The following is a 1,642-nucleotide window of genomic DNA, read 5'->3' as shown; positions in this document are numbered from 1 at the left end:
GGCTGCGCGCCCGGGGCATCGCGGACGACAAGTCCAACGTCATCGCGCACCTCGGGATGGTGCGGGCGTTCGAGGGCCGGCCGCCGGTCGGGATCAAGATCGTGATCGAGGGGCAGGAGGAGTACGGCAGCGCCTTCGACGACTATCCGCCCTCCGACCCGGAGCGGTTCGCTTGCGACGCCATGGTCATCGCCGACCTCGGCAACCTGCGCCCCGGCACCCCCACCCTCACCACCGGTCTGCGCGGCGCCGCCGAGGTGACGGTCGAGGTCCGCACCCTCGACGAACCGCGCCACAGCGGGGAGTTCGGCGGCGCGGCGCCCGACGCGCTGCTCGTGCTGCTGAAGGCCCTCGCCACCCTGCACGACGTCCACGGTGACGTCGCCGTCGAAGGGCTGCGGCGCGAGGAGTGGGACGGGACGTCTTACACCGAGGAGGAGTTCCGCTCGCTCGCGGGCGTGCGCGAAGGGGTGCCGCTCATCGGCAGCGGCGGCCTAGGCGAGCGGCTGTGGAGCGGGCCCGCGATCACCGTCATCGGTCTGGACGCGCCGAGCGTGGAGCACGCCGCCTCGGCCGTGGTGCCGTACGCGAGGGCCAAGTTGAACCTCCGCTTCCATCCGAAACAGGACCCGCGGGAGGCGCAGGGCAGGCTCGTGGAGCACCTGCGGTCGCTCAGGCCCTTCGGTGTTCCGCTCACCGTCACGCCCGGCGACACCGGCCCCGGGTACGAGGCGGCCACCGGCGGGCCCGCCTACCGTGCCGCGCTCTCCGCGCTGCGGGAGGGCTGGGGGCAGGACGCCTCGTACGTGGCGACCGGCGGGTCCATTCCGCTGGTCAACGGGCTCGCGAAGGCGGCGCCCGGCGCCGAGGTGCTGCTGTTCGGGGCGCAGGACAGCATGTGCAATCTGCATGCCCCGAACGAGCGCGTCCTCTTCTCGGAGCTGCGCAGCACGGTCATCGCCATGTGCGCGTTCGTACGCGAGTACGCCGCCGGATTCCGGCAGTCGGGAGGCGATGCCGCGTGAGCGCGACGGAGACACCCGTGGGAGGGGGGACGGGCGGACCGGACGGGCCGGGGGAGCCCCACGAGCCGGGAGGGGCGAACGAACCAGCCGAAAGTCCGCCCGGAAAGCGGAAGTTCACCTTCCCCAGTGCCCTGACCGTCCTCGCGATCGTCACCGTCGCCGTCTGGCTGCTCGCCTTCCTCATCCCGTCGGGGCAGTACGACCGCAACAAGTCGGGCGCCCCCGTCGAGGGCACCTACCACCGCGTCGACTCCGGACAGTCCTTCGTCGACCGCCTCAACGACCTCTTCCTGTCGCCCGTCAACGGCCTCTACGGCATCCAGGACGAGAAGACCTCGCTGGTCGCGCCCGACAACGTCGGCTCGCTGTACGGCAGCGCCGGTGTCTTCCTCTTCGTCCTCGCCATCGGTGCCTTCATCACCGTGGTCTTCGCGACCGGGGCGCTCGACCGCGGCATCGGGCGGCTCGCGCACCGGCTGCGCGAGCGCGGGGCGCTGCTCATCGCGGGCGTCATGGTCGTGTTCTCCGTCCTCGGCACGGTCGAGGGCTTCGCCGAGGAGACGCTCGGTTTCTACGGCCTGATCGTGCCGCTGATGCTCGCCCTCGGCTACGACCGC

At 71.9% G+C, this 1,642-nt stretch carries 1 protein-coding gene and 1 pseudogene; both read left to right on the top strand.

Annotation, left to right across the window (positions count from 1 at the left end):
- On the top strand, nucleotides 1-1,025 hold a 1,025-nt coding region (locus tag AOK03_RS39545), incomplete at its 5' end, for a M20/M25/M40 family metallo-hydrolase (RefSeq protein ID WP_055570162.1).
- Nucleotides 1,026-1,156: 131 nt separating this feature from the next.
- Nucleotides 1,157-1,642, top strand: a pseudogene (locus AOK03_RS39540) (YfcC family protein); the annotation flags it as partial.

Source organism: Streptomyces atriruber (genome assembly GCF_001418325.1).
GTDB lineage: Bacteria > Actinomycetota > Actinomycetes > Streptomycetales > Streptomycetaceae > Streptomyces > Streptomyces atriruber.
This window is presented reverse-complemented; position numbering and strand designations above follow the sequence as displayed.